The organism is Nioella nitratireducens (assembly GCF_001879715.1).
GTDB lineage: Bacteria > Pseudomonadota > Alphaproteobacteria > Rhodobacterales > Rhodobacteraceae > Nioella > Nioella nitratireducens.
Genome location: NZ_MNBW01000004.1, coordinates 202765 through 226436 on the forward strand (window position 1 = coordinate 202765; position 23672 = coordinate 226436).

Below are 23672 nucleotides of genomic sequence, written 5' to 3' on the forward strand. Positions count from 1 at the left end.
AGTGTCCCTAAGAGGTAGTGAACCCGGCTTGGTTGCGCCAATCAAGCCTTTGCGAGTTTGCGTTACAGCCAACGCCGCGTCTGTTGAAGATAGCGCCGGGCCTCCAGCCCGAATGCCTCGATCAGCCGCTCTTCCTCGGGGGCGATGAAGCGCAGGGTCAGGACCGAAATGAACAGCCCCGGCAGCAACACCGGGCTCAGCACCCCAAGCCACAGCACATAGCCGACAAGCATCGCCACGAGGCCCAGATAGATCGGGTTGCGAGTGTAGCGATAGGGGCCTTCCGTGATCAGTGCCGAGGGGGCGTGATGCGGCTCGATCGTCGTCTTCTTGCGCCAAAACCACAGCGCCGACCATAAGATCAGCCCAAGCCCGGCCAAGATGCCCACGATACCAAGGCCCCAGAACAGCGGCCCGAAGGCTGTGACCAGCGGCATGTAGGTTCCCAGCAGCCACGCCGCGCCGCAAAAGCCCGCAAACCAGATCGGTGGCAGGTCGGGAAAGCCCTTCATCCTCGCCTACTCCTCGTCGAAGATCGACAGATCCAGCGGCAGGCCGGTGCCCAGCCAGATACCGTGATCGCGATGATCGGCCAATTGATCCTGGAGGGTCTCGCCGGTGATGGGATGCGCGAACACCACAAGACCGTCACGATTGAGGGCCAGCCACGGCAGCAGCACCGCAAATTCCTGTGGCGTTGCTGCCAATTGGCACGATCCGCAGGGATGCGGCCCGACCGGTTTGTCATGCATCCGGCCCATCGAGACACCGAACCGGTCCTTGGCGGCCTCGCAGATGTCGCGGGCGCGGGCATGGGATTTCGGATCGAAATAGACGTGGGCGTGAAAGCCCGTGATCGCGGCGGGATCAGTCATCGGGAATCCTCCTTTGACGGGGTGTGGCGCGGGGTTTGGCCGGGCATCCGACATGACGCCGCGCGTTTCCTGCCCAATCGAGTTCACCACGCCCGTCGGGCGGCGTCCAGCCCCGGACTGTTTGACGACCGGCGCATTTGGCTATGCCCCGGCTTCTTGAAGCACAGGGGCAGGAAATGCCCGCCCCTGTCCAGGCCATCCGTGACGCCCAACCGCGTCAGTTGGCCGAGGCAATCACGTTGACGCCGTGATCATAGACCAGTTGCCCACCGAAATAGGCCACCGACACCACGAACAGCACGAGCGCCACATCAACGGCGCCGACCCCCCATTTACGCCCACCTTCCAGCGGGATCTGCCGCCACCAAATGCCAGCGCGGATCAGCGCCCAGATGCCGAACGCAATCGCGGTGTTCCAACCCAATGCTTCGTGCGTCTCGAACAATCCCGGGGCAAAGCCGCGCGTCAGGGCAATCTCCAGGGCCATATCCCCCAGCATCGCTGTCAGCGCCGCGGCAATCCCGGTGGCAACCGCCAGAACGGTGGCTATCGAGGCATAGGTATCCCTGCCCCCAAGCGGAATGCCGCGAAACAGCGCGACAAGATCAAAGGCGGCCAGCACCATGATCAGGACAATCGGAAAGTGAAGTATCATCGGGTGGAATTGCTCGAGAGCAGGCATGTCTTGGTCCTCAGGTTTTTTCACGCCCTGGACGGTCGCGTCTTGCAGGCCCGCCATGGCCCCCTTGCCGTCTGCTCCAAAGCTTACCGGAGGCTGAAGACGGAAAGCGGCCACGTAAATGTGATCACCGTCGCCCAAACAGGCGCCTGCCTTGGGCCCGAAAAAGAAGAACGAGCCCCGACCGGGGCTCGTTCACAGTGGTATCTTGACCCGACCGGACCAGAACCATGGCGCCGATGACGCCAGGGCGCCTTACGACTTCGCAAGGTTGCGCAGCACGTAATGCAGCACGCCGCCATGTTCGATGTATTCGATCTCGATCGCGGTATCGATCCGACATTTTAGCGTGACGGTCTTGACCGTGCCATCCGCGAAGGTGATCTCGCAGGGCACTTCTTGGAGCGGTTGGATCGTGTCCAGACCCTTGATCGACACGGTTTCTTCCCCGGTCAGGCCAAGCGTCTTGCGGGTGTCGCCGCCGGTAAACTCGAACGGAATCACGCCCATGCCCACAAGGTTCGAGCGGTGGATACGCTCGAAGCTTTCGGCGATCACGGCCTTGACACCCAGAAGCGCGGTGCCCTTGGCGGCCCAGTCACGGGACGAGCCCGCGCCATACTGTTCACCGCCGAAGATCACCAGCGGGGTGCCCTGCTCCTGATAGGCCATCGAGGCGTCATAGATCGAGGTCTGCGCGCCATCGGGGCCCTTGGTATAGCCGCCTTCGACGCCGTCCAGCATCTCGTTCTTGATGCGGATGTTGGCGAAGGTGCCGCGCATCATCACTTCGTGGTTGCCACGACGAGAGCCGTAGGAGTTGAACTCGCGTACCGGAACCTGCCGTTCGATCAGGTACTGACCGGCGGGGGTGGTTTCCTTGAAAGACCCGGCCGGGCTGATGTGGTCGGTGGTGATCATGTCGCCCAGAACCGCCAGAATCTTGGCACCGTCGATATTGCTGATGGTGCCCGGATCCTTCGACATGCCCTGGAAATAGGGCGGGTTCTGAATATAGGTCGAGTTGGCTGGCCAGTCATAAGTTTCGGCTTCGGTGATTTCGACGCCCTGCCACATCTCATCGCCTTTGAAGACATCGGCGTATTTCGACTGGAAGGCTTCGCGTGTCACGGTCTGCTCGACCAGATCGGCGATCTCTTTCTGGGTCGGCCAGATGTCTTTCATGTAGACATCTTTGCCATCCTTGTCCTGTCCGATTGGCTCGGAGGTCAGGTCGATATTCATGTCCCCGGCAAGGGCATAGACCACGACCAGCGGCGGCGAGGCGAGGTAGTTGGCGCGCACGTCGGGGCTGATCCGGCCTTCGAAATTGCGGTTGCCCGACAGCACCGAGGTGGCGACCAGATCGCCATCGGCAATGGCCTTGCTCAGTTCCGGCTGGATCGGACCAGAGTTGCCGATACAGGTGGTGCAGCCGTAGCCGACGAGGTTGAACCCAACCTTGTCGAGGTCATCCTGAAGGCCCGCGGCCTCCAGATAGGCCGACACGACCTGAGAGCCGGGCGCGAGTGAGGTCTTGACCCAAGGCTTGCGGGTCAGGCCCAGGGCGGCGGCCTTGCGCGCCACCAGGCCCGCGCCGATCATGACATAGGGGTTCGAGGTGTTGGTGCAGGAGGTGATCGAGGCGATCACGACCGACCCGTCCCGCAATTCGTACTCCTCGCCCTCGACCTTGACCGACTTGCGAGGGTCGCCGTTAGGGTCGGCTGCGGGGCCTTCCGCGGCCATGTCGTGGGCTGCGCTGCTTTCGTCCGCACCGCGATAATCGGCCACGACCTTGTAGAAGCCTTCGGCGGCGTGATCGAGCGCAACGTAATCCTGCGGACGTTTGGGGCCGGAGATGGCGGGCACGATGGTGCCCATGTCGAGATGCAGCGTGTCGGTGTAAACCGGCGCGTAGTCCGCGCCACGCCAGAAGCCGTTTTCCTTGGCATAGGCTTCGACCAGCGCGATCCGGTCTTCGTCGCGGCCGGTGTTGCGCAGGTAGCGGATGGTTTCTTCGTCAATCGGGAAGAAGCCACAGGTCGCACCGTATTCGGGCGCCATGTTGGCGATGGTGGCCCGGTCCGCCAGCGGCAGGTGATCCAGACCCGCGCCGTAGAATTCGACGAATTTGCCCACCACGCCCTTAGCGCGCAGCAGTTCGACTACCTTCAGCACAAGGTCGGTGCCGGTGGTGCCTTCGACCATCTGGCCGGTCAACTCAAAGCCGATGACTTCGGGGATCAGCATGGAAATCGGCTGGCCCAGCATCGCGGCCTCGGCCTCGATGCCACCCACGCCCCAGCCAAGAACGGCAGCGCCGTTGACCATGGTGGTGTGGCTGTCAGTGCCGACCAGCGTATCGGGGTAGGCAACCGTTTCGCCATTCTGGTCCTCGTCGGTCCAAACGGTCTGGGCGAGGTATTCGAGGTTCACCTGGTGGCAAATGCCGGTGCCCGGCGGCACAACGCGGAAGTTGTTGAACGCGTTCTGGCCCCATTTGAGGAAGGTGTAGCGCTCCATGTTGCGCTCATACTCGCGGTCGACGTTCATCTGGAACGCCCGCGGGTTGCCGAAATAGTCGATCATCACCGAGTGGTCGATGACCAGATCGACGGGGTTCAGCGGGTTGATCTTCTGGGCGTCGCCGCCAAGCGCCTTGATGCCATCGCGCATCGCAGCCAGATCGACCACGGCGGGAACACCGGTAAAGTCCTGCATCAGCACGCGGGCCGGGCGATAGGCCAGCTCGCGGTTGCCCTTGCCGCCATTCTCGGCCCACGCAGAGAACGCCTTGATGTCGTCCACGGTAACGGTCTTGCCGTCTTCGAAGCGGAGCATGTTTTCAAGCACCACCTTCAGCGCGGCGGGCAACTTGGAGAAATCGCCAAGCCCGGCGGCCTCGGCTGCGGGAATGGAGTAATAGGCAATGGACGTCCCGTTGACGCTCAGCGATTTGCGCGTCTTTGCGGTGTCCTGACCGACTGTAATGGGCATGGAGAAGCCTCCCTCGTGTCAAACGATGTGGGTACGTGCTGGCGCGGCTATGCCAGTATAACCGGAGTCGTTCAAGGGGGGTGTGGCGTTTTTGTATGCCGTTGCATACACATTTTGCGGAAAATTAGCACCCGCCCGCGCGCCCTGCCTTGCACCCCGGCAGGATGCGCCGTTTTGGTCCATCCGCGACGCTTCCCCCGGCCCCGAGATTCGGCTAGGGCTGGGCGGATGAGTTTGCGTGTTGACACAATCACCTGCACCCGCGGCGGCCTGACGGTGCTGTCCGGCGTCAGCTTTTCCGTCGCGCCCGGCGAGGCGCTGATCCTGCGCGGTCCCAACGGCGCGGGCAAGACCACCTTGTTGCGCACGCTGGCAGGGCTGACGCCCCCCGCAGAGGGCCGTGTGGACGCCGCCCCCGACTCGATTGCCTATGCCGGTCATGCCGACGGGCTGAAAGCGCAACTGACCGTTGCCGAGAATCTGACATTCTGGACCGGCGTCTTTGCGGCGGACGGGATCGCGCGGGCTGTGGAGGCGTTCGATTTGACCGACCTGTTGGACCGGCGGGCGGGCAACCTGTCGGCCGGGCAGAAACGACGACTGTCACTGGCGCGCCTGCTGGTCACAGGTCGGCCGATCTGGTGCCTTGATGAACCGACCGTGTCGCTCGACACCGAAAACGTCGCCCGTTTTGCCCGCGCGGTCGAGGCACATCTGGCCGGGGGCGGTCTGGCGGTCATCGCCACCCATATCGACCTTGGCCTGCCAACGGCCCGCAGTCTGGATGTCACGCCCTTTACCCGCCGCGCCCGTCCGGCCTCCGGGGCCAGCGACGATCCCTTCCTGTCGGAGGGCGCACTGTGATCGAACTTCTTGTACGAGATCTTCGCCTCGCCATTCGGGCGGGCGGCGGCTTCGGCCTTGGCCTTGCCTTCTTCCTGATCGCAACCATCCTGATGCCCTTCGGCATCGGCCCCGAGACCGGCATGATCACCATCATCGCCCCCGGCATCCTGTGGATCGGTGCGTTGCTGGCCTGCCTGCTGTCGCTCGACCGGATCTTCGCCCTCGACTGGGAGGACGGATCGCTCGAACTGCTGGCCACCTCGCCCCTGCCGCTAGAGGCCGTGGCGGGCGTCAAGGCACTGGCCCATTGGCTGACAACCGGCCTGCCGCTGGTCGCCGCCGCCCCGGTTCTGGCGGTATTGTTGAACCTGCCGCCGCAAGGGTTCCCGTGGCTGTTGGCCTCGCTCGCAGTGGGCACCCCGGCCCTGTCGGCCATCGGCACCTTCGGGGCAGCACTGACCGTGGGCCTGAAACGGGGCGGACTTCTTCTATCTCTTCTTGTAGTGCCGCTCTACGTCCCCACCCTGCTGTTCGGGGCCGAGGCCGCCCGGCGCGGGGCCGAGGGTCTGGATGCCGCGACACCGCTCGTCCTGCTTGCCGGGATCACCTTCGCCACCGCCGCCACCATGCCCTTCGCCGCCGCCGCCGCCCTCCGCGTCAATCTGCGCTAATGGCGCGGCCATCCACCCCATTGTGAGGGCGCGCAGACGCGCATAAGTTGCCGCCATGTCGATCTGGGAATATGCAAATCCGCGCAAATTCATGACCACGTCTCAGGCTGTTCTGCCATGGGTCGCGGGCCTTGCCGCCGTGCTTGTCATCACCGGGTTGATCTGGGGCTTCTTCTTCACCCCCGATGATTTTCGCATGGGCTCGACCGTCAAGGTCATCTACATCCACGTTCCCGCCGCGATCATGGGCAGCGGCACATGGTTCATGATGCTCATCACCTCGCTCGTCTGGCTGATCCGCCGCCACCATGTCAGCGCGCTCGCTGCCAAGGCGGCCGCGCCCGTGGGGATGGTCTTTACCCTGATCGGCCTGATCACCGGCGCGATCTGGGGTCAGCCGATGTGGGGCACGTGGTGGGAATGGGATCCGCGCCTGACCGCCTTCCTGATCCTCTTCCTCTTCTACCTCGGCTATATGGCGCTTTGGGAAGCGGTGGAAAACCCCGATGCCGCGGCGGACCTGACCAGCGTGTTGTGCCTTGTCGGTACGGTCTTTGCCGTGATTTCCCGCTATGCGTTGATCTTCTGGAACCAGGGACTGCACCAAGGGGCGTCGCTGTCGATGGATGCCGAGCAAAACGTGGCCGATGTGTTTGCCTATCCGCTCTGGACCTGCATCATCGGATTCCTGTTCCTCTTCGTCGCGCTCGTGCTGTATCGCACCCGGACCGAAATTCGCGCACGCCGCTTGCGCGCCCTGATCCAGCGCGAAAGGATGGCCTGATGCCCGATCTTGGACGGTATGCAACCGAAGTGCTCTCGGCCTATGGCGTGACCCTTCTGCTTCTGGTCGGGCTCATCGCCGGGTCGATCTGGAAAGCCCGCCGCGTTCTGCGCCAGCTGCGCGATGCCGAAAACCGCAGGGACAAGCCCGTATGAAATTCAATTGGCTCATGGCCTTGCCGCTGATCATCGCGCTCGGCTTTTTCGGCGTGAACGCCTACAAGCTGACCACCACGGAACAGCAGCAGTCGGAAGGCGTTGACACGTCCTCCCTGCCCTCGACCCGCGAAGGCCACCCGGCCCCGGACCTCGACCTGTCGCCGCTGGCGAATTTCGAGGACCTCAGCCGGGCCGACCTTGAAGGCAATGGCCTGATCATCGTGAATTTCTGGGCGAGCTGGTGCCCCCCCTGCCGGGCCGAGCACCCAACCCTTGCCGCACTGGCCGAGGCGGGAAACCCGCTGTTCGGGATCAACTACCGCGACCGGCCCGCCGATGCGCTGCAATATCTAGGCGACCTCGGCAATCCCTATGACCGCCTGTCCGCCGACCCCGAGGCCCGCAATGGCCGCGACTGGGGCGTGATCGCCATGCCCGAAACCTTCTTCATCAACGACGAAGGTGTCGTGGTCCTGCATTTCCGTGGCCCCATCGTTCGGCGCAGCCTGCTGAACCAGGTCGTGCCCGCGCTGCAAGAGGCGGGATATTCGCTCAACCTGCCAACGGATATGGTCGACGGCTGATCCGCATTGGCCGGGGCGCCCCACCGTGGGCGCTATCCTTCCCGCAGATCTCGGCCTGACCGGCCGTTTGTCCGCCCGACGAACGGATCGGGCGAACGATGTCCCGATTTGCCCGCAGCCCCCCTGTCCGGCGCTGCAAGCCGTTGTGACCCCCCTGCATATCCAATATGAAAAAGGGGATTTCTGTTCTTTGGGAGGTTTCCACCATGTCCGACGCCCCGACTTTCGGCTTCGACACGCTACAGATCCACGCGGGCGCCCGGCCCGATCCGGCCACAGGCGCGCGCCAGACACCGATTTACCAGACCACGGCCTATGTCTTCCGCGACGCGGAACATGCCGCCGCGCTCTTCAACCTTCAGGAAGTGGGCTACATCTATTCGCGCCTGACCAACCCGACCGTGGCGGTTCTGCAAGAGCGCATCGCCACGCTGGAAGGCGGCGTTGGCGCGGTTTGCTGCTCCTCGGGCCATGCGGCGCAGATCATGGCGCTGTTCCCGCTGATGGGACCGGGCCGCAATGTGGTGGTCTCGACACGGCTTTATGGTGGCTCGATCACCCAGTTCAGCCAGACAATCAAGCGCTTCGGCTGGTCCGCGAAATTCGTCGATTTCGACGACATGGACGCCGTCGCCGCCGCTGTTGATGACGATACCCGCGCGATCTTTTGTGAATCCATCGCCAATCCCGGTGGCTATGTCACCGACCTCGACGCAGCCGCCAGCGTTGCCGATGCCGCCGGTATTCCGCTCATCGTCGACAACACCTCCGCGACACCCTATCTCTGCCGCCCGATCGACCATGGCGCGACCCTTGTCGTCCATTCCATGACCAAGTATCTCACCGGCAACGGCACCGTCACCGGCGGCGTCGTGGTCGACTCGGGCACGTTCGACTGGTCCGCCTCCGACAAGTTCCCCTCGCTCTCGGCGCCCGAGCCCGCCTATCACGGCCTCAAGTTCCACGAGACCTTCGGTGCACTGGCCTTCACCTTCCACGGCATCGCCATCGGGTTGCGCGACCTTGGCATGACGCTGAACCCGCAGGCGGCGCATTATACGCTGATGGGGATTGAAACCCTGTCCTTGCGGATGGAGCGCCACGTCCAGAACGCAGAGAAGATCGCGGCATGGCTGGAAACCCATCCGGGCGTTCAGGCCGTGACCTATGCGGGCCTGCCCTCTTCGCCCTCGCATGAAAAGATGACCCGCATCTGCCCCAAGGGCGCGGGCGGTCTTTTCACCGTGGCGCTGAAATCGGGCTACGAAGGCTGCGTGAAATTCGTTGATGCACTGGAGCTTTTCAGCCACGTCGCCAATCTGGGCGACACCCGCTCGCTGGTGATCCACTCCGCCTCGACCACGCACCGCCAGTTGACCGAAGAACAGCAGGTCGCCGCCGGCGCCGCACCGAACGTGGTGCGTATCTCGATCGGGATCGAAGACGCAGATGACCTGATCCGCGACCTCGATCAGGCGCTGGCCGCGGCCTCTGTCTGAACCGGCCTGACAAACAAGAGCGCCGCGCAAGGCCCCCTTGCGCGGCGCTTTTCTTTTCCTGACGGTCGATTCAGGCCAGCGCCGTGAACCCTGCCGCCTCGACGCCTGCCACCGCGGCAGCCGCATCATTGTCCGATGTATCGCCGGTTACACCAACCGCGCCAACGACCACACCCTGCGCATCCTTGATCAACACGCCCCCCGGCACCGGGATGACCTTGCCGCCATAGGCGCCATTCACCGCCGCCATGAAATAGGCCTGGTCCTCGGCCCGCCTCATCTGTGCGCTGCCCGGCATCCCCAGCATCACCGCGCCATAGGCCTTGCCGCGCGCAATCTCGAACCGGCCGGGACTCGCGCCATCCTCACGCTCATAGGCCAGCAAATGCCCGCCCGCGTCCAGCACCGCCACCGACAGCGGCTTCAGCCCCAATGCGCGGCCCTTTTCGCGGGCCACTTCGACCATGGTCTTGGCCTGATCCAGCGTAATCATCTTTCGCTCCCGTTAAGGTTAACGGCGCGCCCGGCCCCGTCAGGGACCACCGGATGCACCTTCTTCTTGGCAAAAATACTCAAATCCGACGCCGCCGCCGGGCACCACCCTCAGGCAGCCCCCTTCAGCTCCAGGCGGCGGCGATGCAACACCGGCTCCGTGTAGCCCGAAGGTTGCACACGGCCCTCGAACACCAGATCGCAGGCGGCCTTGAAGGCGATGGTGTCGAACCCCGGCGCCATCGGACGATAGAGCGGGTCTCCCGCGTTCTGGCGATCCACGACCTCCGCCATCTTCTGCATCGCCTCCATCACGCGGGCCTTGCTTACCACGCCATGATGCAGCCAATTGGCGAGCGCCTGGCTGGAAATCCGGCAGGTCGCGCGGTCTTCCATCAGGCCGACATCGTGGATATCGGGCACCTTGGAACACCCCACGCCCTGGTCGATCCAACGCACAACATAACCAAGAATGCCCTGCGCGTTGTTCTCGATCTCGCGGGTCAGCGCCTCGTCGCTCAGGTTCCGCCCGGCCATTACCGGGATGGTCAGCAGATCCTCCAGCGTGCCACGGGCCCCGCCTGCCTTGATCTCTTCCTGCCGGGCCAGAACGTCGACCTTGTGGTAATGGGTTGCGTGCAGCGTGGCCGCCGTCGGCGAGGGCACCCAGGCGCAGTTCGCGCCAGATTGCGGGTGGCCGATCTTGGCCTCCAGCATGTCATGCATCAGGTCGGGCATCGCCCACATCCCCTTGCCGATCTGCGCCTTGCCCTGCAACCCGCAGGCCAGCCCGATATCGACGTTGCGATCCTCGTAGGAGAGGATCCACGGCTGCGATTTCATCTCGCCCTTGGGCAGCATCGGCCCCGCTTCCATGCTGGTGTGAATCTCGTCGCCCGTCCGGTCGAGGAAGCCGGTGTTGATGAAGGCCACGCGGTGTTTCGCGGCGCGGATGCATTCCTTGAGGTTCACCGAGGTGCGGCGTTCTTCATCCATGATCCCCAGTTTCACGGTATAGCGCGGCAGGCCAAGCGCCGCCTCGACCCGCGTGAAGATCTCGTCTGCAAAGGCCACTTCTTCCGGCCCGTGCATCTTCGGCTTAACGACATAGACAGAGCCAGTGACAGAGTTGCCACTCTGGCGCGCAAGGTCATGCATGGCGATCAGCGTCGTCACCATCGCGTCCATCAGCCCCTCGCCGATTTCCAGCCCGTCGCGGTCAAGGATCGCCGGGTTGGTCATCAGGTGCCCGACGTTACGCACCAGCATCAGCGAGCGGCCCTTCAACGTCAGATCGCTGCCATCAGGGGCCACGAACTCCAGATCGGGGGACAGCGCGCGGGTAAAGGTCTTGCCGCCCTTGGTAACCTCTTCGACAAGGTCGCCCTTCATCAGCCCCAGCCAGTTGCCATAGGCCAGCACCTTGTCCTCGGCATCGACGGCGGCGACGGAATCTTCGCAATCCATGATCGTGGACATGGCCGATTCCAGGATCACATCCGCGATCCCAGCGGGGTCTGATTTGCCGATCTCGCTGTTCGCATCCAGTTTCACGCGGATATGCAGACCGTTGTTCCTGAACAGGTATTCCGACCCATCGGCAGATTTCCCGGCGTATTTCTCATGCCCTTTCAACGCCTCAACATCTGTGACGCCGGTCCAGCCGCCATCGACCGGAACGGCCTCGTCCAGAAACGCCTTGGCCCATGCGATCACCCGTGCGCCGCGCTCGGGGTCATAGCCCTTGCCGGTGGGCAAATCGCCAAGCGCATCGGTTCCGTAGAGGGCATCGTAAAGGCTGCCCCAGCGGGCATTCGCGGCATTCAACGCGAAACGCGCGTTCATGATCGGCACCACCAATTGCGGCCCCGGCACGCGGGCGATTTCGGGGTCGGTGGCCGTCGTCTGGATGCAGAAATCGGGGCCTTCCGGCACCAGGTAGCCGATCTCTTCCAGGAACGTCCGATAAGCCGCGGCATCATGGGGTTGGCCGCGCCGTTCCACATGCCACGCATCCACCTGCGCCTGAATCTCTTCGCGCTTGGCCAACAGCACCCGGTTCCTCGGGCCAAGATCATGCACAAGGTCCGAAAGACCTTGCCAGAACGCGTCTGTTGCAACCCCGGTGCCAACGATCGCCTGGTCTTCGACAAAGGCTGCCAGCCGGTCATCGACCTGCAATTGCGCGCGTTTCACGTGAGTCATCTGCGTCCCTCCAATCCGGTTCCCTCTCCAATTAGGAAAAAAGTTTCCTATAGGCAACAAGGGTGGTCAAAAAAACTGACCAAAAGCTCCTTCAAATTTCAAAAGAAAGTTGGGTGGGGATTTTTCGGGGTTTTCGAAGGGGTTTCGGTCTGCCCGCCGCGTGGCGCGCCAACAGGGCCTCGCGGTCCTCTCGGAATCCCGGCGCATCGCGCACGCCCCAGACCCTGGTTCGCGCCGCGCGGGCGGCCTTCATCGGGTCGACAATGGGCGCCGGATAGCCGTGGCCGAGCAGGCGCCCCGCCCCGCCCCAGTCCCATGGCGCATGAAGATGCGCGTTCGGCACCGGGCGTAGTTCCGGCACCCATTTGCGCACGAACGCCCCGTCCGGGTCCTGGTCCAACCCCTGCTTGACCGGGTTGTAGATGCGCGGCGTGTTCATTCCGGTCACACCCGACTGCATCTGCGCCTGCGGCCAGTGAATACCCGGTTCGTAATCGGTGAAGAGCCGGGCAAGGTGAAGCCCCGTCACCCGCCAGTCGAGCCAGAGGTGATAGCTGGCTACTGCCATCAGCATCGCGCGCATACGGAAATTGATCCAGCCGGTGTGGATCAACTGGCGCATGCAGGCATCGACGAAGGGCAGGCCAGTTTCCCCCTGTTTCCAAGCCTCCAACCGTTCGGCATCGGGCGCGCGGGGGCGCAGGGCCTCATAGGCTGGATGCAGGCAATGGGTTTCCATCTGCGGGGCGCTTTCGAGTTTTTGCATGAAGTGATCACGCCATGCGACGCGCGATGAAAAGGCCGACAGCGCCCGTTTCGGCGCACCCTCTTCCCGTCGACGGCAGTCCAGCGACTGCACTACCTCACGCGGGGAGAGCGTGCCAAAAGCCAGATGCGGCGACAGCCGCGAACAGGCGGCGGCCCCCGTCACGGGCGAGGACATGCCACGCAAATACCCGCTGGCACGCATTTCCAGAAAGCTCTGCATCAGGTCGAGCCCGCGCGTGCGTCCGCCTTTTTGCCGCTCGGGGCAAGGGTCAAAGCGCAGTCGCAGATCTTGCGCATCCGGGGTCTCGCCCGGCGCCACCCCATGCGGGGCCAGCGCCTTGGGCGCGTCCGCCTGCGCCATCCGCATCGCCTTGTCACGCCGCCCGGCCCAGCCACGCCGGTGGCTCAACCCGCGTGTGATCCCCGGTTGCGGCAGTTCCAGCCACTCCACCCCCTGCCCCCGCGCCCAGTCTGTCACCCGCCCGTCGCGGGCGAAGGTCCAAAGATTGCCGGTTTCCTCATGGCTGACCAGCCGCATCGCGCCGTGGGTGGTGCGCAGCCCCTCCAGCACCTCGACCGCATCGCCCATCCGCACCGCCAACGGTGCGCCCAAACGCGCCAGATCCTCGGCCAATCCCAGCAGGCTTTCAGCCACGAAACGCCATTGCCGCGCGGAACTGTCGGGCAGCGCCCAATACTCCGGCTCAACGATATAGAGCGGCAGAACAGGCCCTTCGCCCGCAGCGGCCGCCGCCAGCGCCGGGTTGTCCTCCACCCGCAAATCCCGCTTGAACCAGAGAATCGTGATCATGCCGCAACAAGAACATAAACAGAACATTTGCGGAAGGGGTCACCGCCGGATCTCGCTCCGCTCATCCATCCTGCGGTAGAAATCCTGCAACCGTTTTCCGCGCTCGGGTTTGAAGCTAGCGCCCTCGCCCAGCGCGTCCATGCGGTCGAGGCGAAAGGTGCGGAAGTTCTCGCGCAACTCGCACCAGCCGACCAGCGTCCAGACCGATCCCCAGAACCACAGGCCCAGCGGGCGCACCGTGCGCCGGGTCGCGGCCCCGGTCTGGTCGGTATAGTCGAAGGATAGCCGGACGGACCGGTCCACCGCACCCTCCAGCCGGTCGATCCGGTCGCGCAGATCGTCCGAGATCCGCCATCCCATGGCATGAACCTGCACCCGCGCCGCCCGTGCCTGGGCGTCTTCGGGCAACACCGCCCCGATCTTGACCAACGCTTCCTCGGCGGCCCGCGCCATACCGGCCCCGCCGAAGGCCCGGATCAGCCGCGCCCCAGCCACGAGGGCGGTGATTTCATCCTCGGTGAACATCAGCGGCGGCAGGTCATACCCCGCCTCCATGACATAGCCAACGCCCGCCTCGCCATCTATCGGCACGCCGGTGGACTGGAGGTCGGCGATATCGCGATAGATCGTCCGCGTGCTGACCTCCAGCGTCTCGGCCAGCGCCTGCGCCGTAACCAACCGCCCGCCCCTCAGGTATTGGACGATCTGGAACAGGCGGTCGGCGCGGCGCATGGGTCAGCTCACTTCAAACAGGCCAATGGAATTGCCGTCGGGGTCGGTCGCATAAAAGAACCTTCCGGCCGGAATGTCGAGGATGGGCGACACCACGGTGCCGCCCGCCTCGGTCACACGGGTGACGGTGTCTTCCAGCTTGCCCATCGCGGCCAGATGCACGGTGGGGCCGGTGCCGTCGCCACCGGGCTTGCCGGTGTAAAGGTGTCCGGCCACACCCTTGCCCGGATCGGCACTTTGGAAAACGGCGGTGACATCCGGGCCCATCTGCTGCTTTTTCAGGGTCAGGCCAGTAACCGCTGAATAAAAAGAAATCCCGGAATCCAGATCGCTGACGGGCAGTTCAATCCAGACGCACGTGTCTTTCGGGGCAAAGGTCATAGGGTCATCCTTTCCTATAGGCTATGGAATGACCCCCTGATGCCACACCCCTGCTGACAGCATTCTGTCAGCAGGGTGCAGTCGGTCTCAGCGGAACAGCGCGTTGATCTCCGCCGGGCTCAGGCTGGCGGTGTTATCGGCCATCCGGCAGTCGTCATTCTGCGGGTTGGCGTCGAGCCGGATATCGGGATCATAGGTGATCGCCACGCCGAACCCCTCAAGGAATTCAGAGGCCGGGTTCCAGCGACGCTCGGTTGCGAAGACAAAGCTCTCGCCCGGATCGAGGTTGACGAAGTCGCGCTGGCCGATCGGGGCTCCGCTTGCGGTGCGCATGGCAACGAACTGCTGCCCGCCATGCGAGCGGTAGGGCGCGCCGCCGACATTGGCAATCTCGGCCTCGATACGGACCATGCCGCCGCCAAGACGGCGTGCCGTAAAGGACCGGACGGCCGGGGCGGGGCATTGCACGGTCAGCAGGCCGGGCTGGACCCGGATACCATGCTGTGCAGCGATTCCAGACACGGCATTGGGCATAATTTGAACACCCTGCAACTGGATCACCGACTGCGCAGAGGCAGCGGCGGGGGACAGGGCGGCAAGGGCTAGCGCTGCGGCCTTGAGGGAAAAACGGGACATCGGAAGAACTCCTTTGGGAAGACGGGATTGGGAACGAATGGACATTCATGGGTCGAATGACCCAAGGGAAAGGTTCAATCCGTCTGTCCGGCGGCCTTGCACATGCGGGTGCATCGGCTACTCATTGGCGAGTCCCATACCCAAAGGATTTGCCCATGCCCTCCGACGGTCCCCAAACCATCCATCTGGCCGATTACACGCCGCCCAACTGGCTGATCGAGAGCGTGGAGCTGGATTTTGCCCTCGACCCCAAGGCGACGCGGGTCACATCCCGCATCCGTTTCACCCGCAATCCGGCGGCCAGGGACGGCGACCTGCATCTGGATGGTGAGCAACTGACCCTGCTTTCGGCGGCCATCGACGGGACGCCCCTGTCGGAAAACGAATATCAAAAGACCGACACCGCCCTGACCGTCCCCGCCCAGCGCCTGCGGGACGATGCCTTCACATGGGAGGCCGAGGTTCAGATCGCCCCGGCCGAGAACACCGCGCTTGAAGGGCTCTACATGTCGGGTGGCATGTTCTGCACCCAGTGCGAGGCCGAGGGCTTTCGCAAGATCACCTATTACCCCGACCGCCCCGACGTGATGGCCCCTTTCACCGTGCGCATAGACTCCCCCATGCCGGTGCTGCTGTCGAACGGCAACCCGGTCGAGCGGCACGGCCATATCGCCGAATGGCACGATCCGTGGCCCAAACCCTCCTATCTCTTCGCGCTCGTCGCGGGCGACCTCGTGGCCTATTCCGACCATTTCGTCACGCGCGCTGGCCGCAACGTGGCGCTCAACATCTGGGTCCGGCGCGGCGATGAAGACAAGTCGCACTACGCCATGGGAGCGCTCAAACGCGCAATGACATGGGACGAGCAGGTCTATGGCCGCGAATACGATCTCGACGTGTTCAACATCGTCGCCGTGGACGATTTCAACATGGGCGCGATGGAGAACAAGGGCCTCAACGTCTTCAACTCCAAATATGTTCTGGCCAGCCCCGAAACCGCGACCGACCGCGATTTCGAGTTCATCGAGAGCATCATTGCGCATGAATATTTCCACAACTGGACCGGCAACCGCATCACCTGCCGCGACTGGTTTCAGCTTTGCCTGAAAGAGGGACTGACCGTCTTCCGCGATCAGCAGTTCTCCGAGGATATGCGCGGTCACGCGGTGCAGCGCATCGACAACGTGCTGATGCTGCGCGCCCAGCAGTTCCGCGAGGATGCCGGCCCGCTTGCCCACCCGGTGCGCCCCGAAAGCTATCAGGAGATCAACAACTTCTACAGCGCCACCGTTTACAAGAAGGGCGCCGAGGTGATTGGAATGCTCAAGCGGCTGGTGGGCGATGCTGGCTATGCCAAGGCGCTGGATCTCTATTTCTGCCGCCATGACGGCGAGGCCGCAACCATCGAGGATTGGCTAACGGTGTTCGAGGATGCGACGGACCGCGACCTCGGCCAATTCAAGCGCTGGTATACCCAAGCGGGCACCCCCCGTCTGACGGTCAGCGACAGTTTCTCGGGCGACACCTATCGCATCGAGTTCACCCAGACCACCAAGCCCACCCCCGGCCAGCCGGACAAGGCCCCACAGGTGATCCCCGTCGCGATCGGCCTGCTGGACGAGACAGGGGCCGAGGTCGAACCCACCCGTGTGTTGGAGTTGACGGAAGAACGACAGGCCTTCCACTTCCATGGGCTGACCGCACGCCCCGTCCCCTCGATCCTGCGCGGTTTCTCCGCGCCGGTGATCCTCGATCACAGCCCCAGCTTCGCTGACCGCGCGCTGCTGTTGGCCCATGACACCGATCCGTTCAACATGTGGGAGGCGGGACGCTCGCTCAGCCGCGAAACGCTTATCGGGATGCTGGCCGACGACACGCCGCCTGCCACGGCCTATCTTCAGGCGCTGTCCACCGTTGCAGGCAATGACACGCTTGACCCGGCGTTCCGCGCGCTGGTGCTGTCGCTGCCGTCCGAGGACGACATCGCCCAAGGCGCGGTGGATACGGGGCTGGTCCCCGACCCGGTGCAGATCCACGCCACCCGCAAGGCGTTGTCGAAAGCGATTGCCGAGGCCGCGACAGACACCCTCATCACGCTATACGATGCGATGGAAACGCCCGGCACCTACAGCTCCGACGCCACCTCTGCGGGCAAACGCGCCCTGCGCAACACCGCGCTGCGCCTGCTGATGCCGTTGGGCGGCCAGCCCCGCGCGCAGGCACAGTATGACGGCGCGACCAACATGACCGACCAGCTTGCCGCCTTCGCCTGCTTGCTGGAAACCGGCGACGACAGTGTCGCCGGGCGCTTTTACCAGCAATGGCACGACGACCGTCTGGTGATGGACAAGTGGTTCATGCTTCAGGTCGCCCACGCCGCCCCCGAGCGCGCGGTCTCGGTCGCACGATCCCTCACCGAGCATCCGTATTTCGACTGGAAGAACCCCAACCGCTTTCGCTCGGTCATCGGCGGGTTGACGATGGCCAACCCGGCGGGTTTCCACGATCCTTCCGGTGCGGGCTATGCCTTTTTGACCGACTGGATTCTGCGGCTCGACAAGGCAAACCCGCAGACCGCCGCCCGCATGTCCTCGGCCTTCGAGACATGGACCCGCTACGATGCCGACCGACAGGGCATGATACGCGATCAACTGGAGCGCATTGCCGGAACCGAAGGGCTGAGCCGCGACCTGTCGGAAATGGCGGGCCGGATGCTGAAGGCCGGTCAATCGGATTAGGGTCAGAATCCCTTATCGCCCTTTTGGGTCGCCATTGGCGGCCCAAGGGCTGAAATCACCGCATTTTCCTGCCCGTGCCACATAAACACCCCAATGGCTGCGCAAACTCCTGGCCATGTCACGGGATTACACATACCGGGTGCGCCAACGCAGCGCCGTTGCATGGGCAGGCCTTGCCTCGGGGCTGGTCATGCTTGCCTATGCGATCGAACAAACCGCGCCGCTCTGGGCGTGGGGTCTGCTGGCCCCCTGCATCTTTGTCTGCGTGCTGCAAATCGCCCTGCGTCCCAGCTATGGCCTGTCGTTGACCGCGCGGGCCTTGTGCATCTTCGACGGCTACCGCGAACACACCCTGCCCTTGTCCGGGGTGGATCACCTGCGCCTTGATGAAAACGGTGCCTGCCTGGTGCTGCGCTCGGGCGATGAGGTGCCCCTGCCCCGCCACGTTCTGCGCAACACGCTGGCCTTGATCCGCGAAATCACCGAACGCGGCATCCCGGTGCGCGCCGCCTGACCCGTCACTCGACCGTGCAGTAGTCTTGCGAAGAGACCCAGTCGCGCATGTCCTCGCGCTTGCGGCGCGTGTGGAACGGGCCCCATTCGGCGGCCACCCCCTGCATTCCGGCGCTCACTACCCCGTCACGCTCGACGTTCTGCGACAGGATCCGCACCGCGCAGCGCAGGTTGGCCGCACCGTTTGTCAGCGCCTCGCCAGTCCCAACGGCACAGCCGCGCGCGCGGGCCGTGGCCGGGGCGATCTGAACCAGTCCGAACCAGCGCCCGCCGCCACCGACAGCCGACGCGCTATGTGTGCTCTCGTGCCAGCTCAGCGCCGAAACCAGCCCCGCCCAGAACGCCGCGCGCTGCGCCGGGTCGGCGTCGGGATAGGCCGGGCACCAGCGGGCGATGTCTTCGGGCACCACCCGCAACAGCCCCTCCTGAGCCAGAACCGCGCGATAGAGCGTCGGCCCCCAGCCGGGGCGTGCGGGGGCATCCATTCCCGGCCGCAACTCATCCCAATGCAGGGTGGGCACGGCGATCTCGGGGCGCGGGGTCGGCAATGGCGAGTCCTCGGGGGCCAGTCCGGGGCGCAGGTCGGGCGCCGGGCTGGTCGCAGGGGCCAACGCCTCCTGCGCGTGCAAGGGCATTGCCAGCAATGCCAAGCTCAGTAACAGACCGCGCATGACGACCCCTCCCAATTTTCGGGTTATGCTGCCTGTCCGGGCGCGATCCGGCAAGGCTCAGCCCTGACAGTAGCTTTGCCGATGCAGCCAGTCGCGCATTTCGGCGGTCATCTCGGGGTTGCGCATCGGCCCCCAGTCGGCGGCCACGCCGCGTGTGCCCTGGCTGACCACACCATCCCGTGGCACCGTTACCGCCATGATCCTGAGGGCGCATCGCAGGTTCGCCGCGCCATCTGTCAGCGCCGCCCCGGACCCCGCCTCGCAGCCGCGATAGCGCGCCGTCGCGGGGGCGATCTGCAACAGACCATACCAGCGCCCGCCGCCACCCACCGCCTGCGGATTCCAAGTGCTTTCATAGCGCGCCAACGCTGACATGAACCCGACCCAAAAGGCCGCGCGTTGCGCCTCGTCCGCCTCGGAATAGCCCGGGCACCAATACTCGGCATCCTGCGGCACGACCTGCGTCAGCACCGCGGCATCGCTTTCAAGCATGTCCATCGACGCGCGCGTCCACATCTCGGCTTCGGGTCGATGATCCCAGCGTGTGGTGAGGACAACCTCTGGCTCTGGACGCATCGCAGCACAAGCAGAGAGGACCGGAAGGGCCACAAGGCCAATCAAAAAGGCAGACACCCGCATCGGGAGACTCGTTCATCGTTTCAGACCGAGCGTCTTTGCCCCCGAAACCGCCCTTCGCCTAGCCCCGCCGCCCACGCGCCCCGATTCCGGCGATCCACCGCCGATCCGGCCTGCGCGGTTCACGGCACACGCGGCGGGATTTGTCCGCGTGGCCCGCCGCGCCGCATCAAAGAAGCGCCCATGCGCGCGGCCCAAGGCGAAAGGTCGGCGAAACAGCCTTGCGCGCCCTCTTGCCCCCCTGTGCCCGCTGGCCTAGAACCGCTGCGTCACGAACGGAGACCCGCCCCATGCTCGACCTGACCTACGACACCCCGAAACCCAAGACGATCGCCGGCGCCAAGCAGGATTGGGAGCTTGTGATCGGCATGGAGGTCCACGCGCAGGTCTCCTCGAAATCCAAGCTCTTCTCGGGCGCCTCTACCCAGTTCGGGGCGGAACCGAATTCCAACGTCGCCTTCGTGGATGCGGGCATGCCGGGCATGCTGCCGGTGATCAACGACTTCTGCGTGGCGCAAGCGGTGCGCACCGGGTTGGGCCTCAAGGCCGAGATCAACCTCTTCTCGGCCTTCGACCGCAAGAACTACTTCTACCCCGATTTGCCGCAGGGCTACCAGATCTCGCAGCTCTACCACCCCATCGTGGGCGAGGGCGAAGTGCTGGTCGAAATGGGCGACGGCACCGCGCGTCTGGTGCGCATCGAACGCATCCATCTGGAACAGGACGCGGGCAAGTCGATCCATGACATGGACCCGGCCATGTCCTTCGTCGACCTCAACCGCACCGGCGTTGCGCTGATGGAAATCGTCAGCCGCCCCGACATCCGTGGCCCCGAAGAAGCCGCCGCCTATGTCGTCAAGCTGCGCCAGATCCTGCGCTACCTCGGCACCTGCGACGGCAACATGCAAAACGGCAACCTGCGGGCGGACGTGAACGTCTCGATCTGCGCCCCCGGCCAATATGAGAAATACCGCGAGACCGGCGATTTCGGCCATCTCGGCACCCGCTGCGAGATCAAGAACATGAACTCCATGCGGTTCATCCAGGCCGCCATCGACTACGAGGCGCGCCGCCAGATCCGTATCGTCGAGGGCGGCGGAACTGTCGATCAGGAAACTCGCCTTTACGACCCCGACAAGAACGAAACCCGGTCCATGCGGTCCAAGGAAGAGGCGCATGATTACCGCTACTTCCCCGACCCTGACCTGCTGCCGCTGGTGATCGAACAAGCCTGGGTCGATGACATTGCCGCAAGCCTGCCGGAATTGCCCGATCAGAAAAAAGCGCGCTTCATCGCCGATTTCAGCCTGTCCGATTACGACGCCAGCGTGCTGACCTCCGAATCCCGCGACGCCGCCTTCTTCGAGGCCGTGGCAGGCGAGGCCGGGGACGGCAAGCTTGCCGCCAACTGGGTGATCAACGAATTGTTCGGGCGTCTCAAGAAAGACGATCTCGACATCGCGGACTCGCCCGTGTCGCCCTCGCAACTTGCCGCGATTATCCGGCTGATCAAATCCGATGCCATCTCGGGCAAGATCGCCAAGGATCTTTTCGAAATCGTCTTCACCGAAGGCGGCGACCCCGAGGCGATCGTGGAAGAGCGCGGCCTTCGTCAAGTCACCGACACCGGCGCCATCGAAACGGCCGTGGATGAAATCATCGCCGCCAACCCCGCGCAGGTCGAAAAGGCCAAGGCCAACCCGAAACTCGCGGGCTGGTTTGTCGGTCAGGTGATGAAAGCGACCGGCGGCAAGGCTAACCCCAAGGTGGTCAATCAATTGGTCGCCAAGAAACTGGCCGAGTGAACATTTTGCCTGCACTGGCGTGCATCGGCCCTCTGGGCCGGTGCGCAAGCAGTGTGGCCATTGCGCCCCATGCGTTGCGGGCGCATCCCCCACCCCAAGACCCTATTGCCCCATTGGCTTCAGACCACTCCCGCTAACACCGGGTTGGTCACGCAGGGCGCCAAAGGCGCTCTGCCCTCGCCAGCCTACACCGAACCGCCCAACCGCGCAGCGCCGTGCAGGCGCAGACGGTGTTGGACGCGGCCAGGATAGTCTGTCACCAGTCCATCCACGCCGGCGGCGATCAGCCGGTCGATATCGTCGATGTCGTTCACCGTCCAGACCGCGACGATGAGGCCAAGATCATGCGCCTCACGCACAAGGTCAGCTGTCACCTCATGCACGTGCGGGCACCACAATTGCCCCCCCGCAGCCGCCACCCGCCAAGGGAGGGAGCCGCCCTTCGACAGCATGTCGGGCGGGATCGGGCCCGGGATCTGCTCGCCCGGCTGGCTGCGGGTTCGCGGCATCTGTGACAGGTAAGAGGTCGGCATGGTCGGCGCGGCCTGGCGGCATTCGTCCAGCAGATCCCAATCAAAGCTGTGCATCACCGTGCGCTCTTCCAGCCCGCGCCGCCGAACCTCTGACACGACAGCGGCCACGAAACCCTCGCGTTCGACCGGGTCGTGGCGCAGTTCCGGGTCGGATTTCAATTCCAGCAGCAGGTGCACGTCGGAATGACCGGGGGCCAGCACAAGGTCAAGCAGATCGGCAAGGCACGGCACCCTGATGCCGGTCAGCAAGACCTGATCGTGAAAGCGCTGGCCGTAGGTGGTGCGCGCGTCCACCCCGCCGACGTCGTATTTCAGCAGGTCTGTCAGGGTCAGGTCACGAATCCGCGGCCCTTCTGCATCAAGCCACTGGTCCCTGTCATCGCGCGTTGCATAGCCCGCGAGCGAATGGTTGTGCGTGATGACAGGCACCCGGTCGCGCGTCAGGGTCACGTCGAATTCCAACAGAGTCACCCCAGCCGACAGGGCGAAGGCAAATCCCTCGATCGTGTTTTCGGGCATGACGCCCCGCGCGCCCCGGTGGCCAATCACGCGCACCAATCCCGGTCCGCCGCGAAAGGCGTCAAGCTGGGGGAAGGCCGTCATGGCTCGATCCGCGCCCCGCTGTCACTGTCGAACAAGTGCTGGGCGGCAGGCGGCGCCGAGAAGCTTCGCGTCTCGCCCGGTTCCAGCGTGACATGGCCCGGCAAGCTGACGACGACCGCCGTTTCGGTTCCTTCCAGAACGCCGTGCAGCAGCGTGTTGGCACCGAGCGCCTCGAACAGCTGCACGCAAACCCGGATCGGGCCGGTGTCATCGGGCACCAGATGTTCGGGCCGGATGCCGAAGGTCACAGGCCCGGATACGCCGTCGGCCCCCGGCAGGGACACGCCATTGCCAAGCGTCACCGTGCCATTCGCCGCCGTGGCGGGCAGGAAATTCATTGCCGGGCTGCCAATGAACCCCGCCACAAAGATCGTGGCGGGCCGGTCATAAAGCTCGATCGGCGTGCCGAATTGTTCGACATAGCCAGCGTTCAGAACCATCAGCCGATCGCCAAGGGTCATCGCCTCGACCTGATCGTGGGTCACGAAGATCGACGTCACGCCAAGGCGTTTTTGCAGCTTACGGATTTCCAGCCGCATCTGCACGCGCAGCTTGGCGTCGAGGTTCGAAAGCGGCTCGTCGAACAGGAACACCTGCGGGTCTCGCACGATGGCACGGCCCATGGCCACGCGCTGACGCTGGCCCCCCGACAATTGCCGGGGCTTGCGGTCGAGATACTGGCCGATTTCAAGGATATCCGCGGCTTCCTGCACGCGCCGCTCGATCTCGGCCTTGGGTTGTTTGCGGATCTTCAGACCGTAGGCCATGTTCTGGCGCACCGACATATGCGGATAGAGCGCGTAGTTCTGGAACACCATGGCGATGTCGCGATCCGCCGGTTCCAGCCCGTTCACCACCTTGTCGCCGATGGAAACCTCGCCGGTGGTGATGCTTTCCAGACCCGCGATCATACGCAGAAGCGTGGACTTGCCGCAGCCCGAGGGCCCGACGATGACAACGAATTCCCCATCCTCGATATCGGCGTGGACGTGGTACAAAACCTGCGTCGGTCCGTAGGTTTTGGTCAGAGAGTCGAGTTTGATTTCAGCCAT

23 protein-coding genes are annotated in these 23672 nt (G+C 64.1%); 9 read left to right on the top strand and 14 right to left on the bottom strand.

Annotated elements, in window-relative coordinates:
• Positions 1-62: 62 nt before the first annotated feature.
• The 4 genes from BKY27_RS05285 to acnA all read right to left on the bottom strand — a co-directional run bounded on the left by BKY27_RS05285 (position 63) and on the right by acnA (position 4554).
• On the bottom strand, positions 63-512 hold the full coding sequence (locus BKY27_RS05285; RefSeq protein WP_071673398.1) for a methyltransferase family protein: 450 nt from the start codon (positions 510-512) through the stop codon (positions 63-65).
• Between the two features lie 6 nt (positions 513-518).
• Complete coding sequence (locus tag BKY27_RS05290; RefSeq protein ID WP_071673399.1) at positions 519-875, bottom strand: DOPA 4,5-dioxygenase family protein; 357 nt, start codon at positions 873-875, stop codon at positions 519-521.
• Between the two features lie 217 nt (positions 876-1092).
• Entirely contained in the window at positions 1093-1557 is a 465-nt protein-coding gene (locus tag BKY27_RS05295) for a DUF2231 domain-containing protein (protein WP_146636177.1), read from the bottom strand.
• A 252-nt stretch (positions 1558-1809) separates the two neighbouring features.
• Entirely contained in the window at positions 1810-4554 is a 2745-nt protein-coding gene (gene acnA / locus BKY27_RS05300; RefSeq protein WP_071673401.1) for an aconitate hydratase AcnA, read from the bottom strand.
• A 228-nt stretch (positions 4555-4782) separates the two neighbouring features.
• Here acnA and ccmA point away from each other — a divergent pair, with 228 nt between their 5' ends.
• The 6 genes from ccmA to BKY27_RS05330 all read left to right on the top strand — a co-directional run bounded on the left by ccmA (position 4783) and on the right by BKY27_RS05330 (position 9096).
• A complete protein-coding gene (gene ccmA, locus BKY27_RS05305) occupies positions 4783-5418 on the top strand; it encodes a heme ABC exporter ATP-binding protein CcmA (protein WP_071673402.1) in 636 nt (211 codons plus the stop codon).
• Positions 5415-6071: a heme exporter protein CcmB gene (gene ccmB / locus BKY27_RS05310; protein WP_071673403.1), complete on the top strand. Its 657-nt coding sequence runs from the start codon at positions 5415-5417 to the stop codon at positions 6069-6071. The genes ccmA and ccmB overlap by 4 nt, the downstream gene beginning before the upstream one ends.
• Before the next feature lie 55 nt (positions 6072-6126).
• A complete protein-coding gene (locus BKY27_RS05315; protein ID WP_071673404.1) occupies positions 6127-6855 on the top strand; it encodes a heme ABC transporter permease in 729 nt (242 codons plus the stop codon).
• Positions 6855-7010, top strand: coding sequence for a heme exporter protein CcmD (ccmD, locus tag BKY27_RS05320; protein ID WP_071673405.1), 156 nt, complete (start codon positions 6855-6857; stop codon positions 7008-7010). The genes BKY27_RS05315 and ccmD overlap by 1 nt, the downstream gene beginning before the upstream one ends.
• Positions 7007-7597: a DsbE family thiol:disulfide interchange protein gene (locus BKY27_RS05325; protein WP_084667858.1), complete on the top strand. Its 591-nt coding sequence runs from the start codon at positions 7007-7009 to the stop codon at positions 7595-7597. The genes ccmD and BKY27_RS05325 overlap by 4 nt, the downstream gene beginning before the upstream one ends.
• A gap of 206 nt (positions 7598-7803) precedes the next feature.
• Positions 7804-9096, top strand: coding sequence for an O-acetylhomoserine aminocarboxypropyltransferase/cysteine synthase family protein (locus BKY27_RS05330; protein WP_071673406.1), 1293 nt, complete (start codon positions 7804-7806; stop codon positions 9094-9096).
• A 70-nt stretch (positions 9097-9166) separates the two neighbouring features.
• Here the strand turns inward: BKY27_RS05330 and BKY27_RS05335 are convergent, their stop codons facing one another.
• From BKY27_RS05335 to BKY27_RS05360, 6 genes are all read right to left on the bottom strand, one after another.
• Positions 9167-9589, bottom strand: a complete 423-nt coding sequence (locus BKY27_RS05335) for a GlcG/HbpS family heme-binding protein (protein ID WP_071673407.1) — start codon at positions 9587-9589, stop codon at positions 9167-9169.
• Positions 9590-9699: 110 nt separating this feature from the next.
• Positions 9700-11793 carry a malate synthase G gene (locus tag BKY27_RS05340; RefSeq protein WP_071673408.1) on the bottom strand — a complete coding sequence of 698 codons (2094 nt, stop codon included), beginning with the start codon at positions 11791-11793 and terminating at the stop codon, positions 9700-9702.
• Between the two features lie 91 nt (positions 11794-11884).
• Positions 11885-13372 carry an FAD-binding domain-containing protein gene (locus BKY27_RS05345; protein WP_071673409.1) on the bottom strand — a complete coding sequence of 496 codons (1488 nt, stop codon included), beginning with the start codon at positions 13370-13372 and terminating at the stop codon, positions 11885-11887.
• 39 nt (positions 13373-13411) lie between these two features.
• On the bottom strand, positions 13412-14104 hold the full coding sequence (locus tag BKY27_RS05350) for a helix-turn-helix transcriptional regulator (protein ID WP_071673410.1): 693 nt from the start codon (positions 14102-14104) through the stop codon (positions 13412-13414).
• Positions 14105-14107: 3 nt separating this feature from the next.
• A complete protein-coding gene (locus tag BKY27_RS05355) occupies positions 14108-14485 on the bottom strand; it encodes a VOC family protein (RefSeq protein WP_071673411.1) in 378 nt (125 codons plus the stop codon).
• A gap of 87 nt (positions 14486-14572) precedes the next feature.
• Positions 14573-15121: a hypothetical protein gene (locus BKY27_RS05360; protein WP_071673412.1), complete on the bottom strand. Its 549-nt coding sequence runs from the start codon at positions 15119-15121 to the stop codon at positions 14573-14575.
• A 155-nt stretch (positions 15122-15276) separates the two neighbouring features.
• Here BKY27_RS05360 and pepN point away from each other — a divergent pair, with 155 nt between their 5' ends.
• Complete coding sequence (gene pepN, locus BKY27_RS05365; RefSeq protein ID WP_071673413.1) at positions 15277-17859, top strand: aminopeptidase N; 2583 nt, start codon at positions 15277-15279, stop codon at positions 17857-17859.
• A gap of 115 nt (positions 17860-17974) precedes the next feature.
• Positions 17975-18373, top strand: a complete 399-nt coding sequence (locus tag BKY27_RS05370) for a hypothetical protein (protein ID WP_146636178.1) — start codon at positions 17975-17977, stop codon at positions 18371-18373.
• 4 nt (positions 18374-18377) lie between these two features.
• Here BKY27_RS05370 and BKY27_RS19725 read toward each other — a convergent pair whose 3' ends face one another.
• Positions 18378-19043: a transglycosylase SLT domain-containing protein gene (locus tag BKY27_RS19725; RefSeq protein ID WP_071673415.1), complete on the bottom strand. Its 666-nt coding sequence runs from the start codon at positions 19041-19043 to the stop codon at positions 18378-18380.
• Between the two features lie 57 nt (positions 19044-19100).
• On the bottom strand, positions 19101-19682 hold the full coding sequence (locus BKY27_RS05380; RefSeq protein ID WP_071673416.1) for a transglycosylase SLT domain-containing protein: 582 nt from the start codon (positions 19680-19682) through the stop codon (positions 19101-19103).
• Positions 19683-19969: 287 nt separating this feature from the next.
• Between BKY27_RS05380 and gatB the strand changes: the two genes are divergently transcribed.
• Positions 19970-21484, top strand: a complete 1515-nt coding sequence (gene gatB / locus BKY27_RS05385; protein ID WP_071673417.1) for an Asp-tRNA(Asn)/Glu-tRNA(Gln) amidotransferase subunit GatB — start codon at positions 19970-19972, stop codon at positions 21482-21484.
• Positions 21485-21669: 185 nt separating this feature from the next.
• Here the strand turns inward: gatB and BKY27_RS05390 are convergent, their stop codons facing one another.
• Both BKY27_RS05390 and BKY27_RS05395 read right to left on the bottom strand, forming a co-directional pair.
• Positions 21670-22620, bottom strand: coding sequence for a glycerophosphodiester phosphodiesterase family protein (locus tag BKY27_RS05390; RefSeq protein WP_071673418.1), 951 nt, complete (start codon positions 22618-22620; stop codon positions 21670-21672).
• Entirely contained in the window at positions 22617-23672 is a 1056-nt protein-coding gene (locus tag BKY27_RS05395; protein WP_071673419.1) for a sn-glycerol-3-phosphate import ATP-binding protein UgpC, read from the bottom strand. The genes BKY27_RS05390 and BKY27_RS05395 overlap by 4 nt, the downstream gene beginning before the upstream one ends.